This is a genomic window from Pseudomonas sp. SIMBA_067, assembly GCF_046534675.1.
In the GTDB taxonomy this organism is placed as follows: domain Bacteria; phylum Pseudomonadota; class Gammaproteobacteria; order Pseudomonadales; family Pseudomonadaceae; genus Aquipseudomonas; species Aquipseudomonas putida.
In genome coordinates, this window is record NZ_JAWRYH010001303.1 from 1 (window position 1) to 237 (window position 237).

1 protein-coding gene is annotated in these 237 nt (G+C 57.4%); it reads right to left on the reverse strand.

Features of this window, described 5'->3' with window-relative positions; genetic code table 11:
- On the reverse strand, window positions 1–130 hold a 130-nt coding region (locus SB765_RS33540; protein WP_410933023.1), incomplete at its 3' end, for a 2-dehydro-3-deoxygalactonokinase.
- Window positions 131–237 lie beyond the last annotated feature (107 nt).

Sequence of the window (237 nt, forward strand, 5' to 3'; positions counted from 1 at the left end):
CCGGAGATTTTCCGTTCAGGCGCGTGACGCCTGCTTCTGATTGCCTGCTCTCCAGGCAGTGGTCGCCCTGATAAAGCCAGGCGCGCAGATTGGTCGATCCCCAGTCAATTGCGATGTAGCGAGCTGTCATGTGATTTCCTTTAACCTTCGTGTAGAGCTGGCGATCATGGTAAGCGCCGCCTGCTCTGCCGCATCGCCGTCCTGATGCCGTATCGCATCGAACAGCGCCTTATGTTC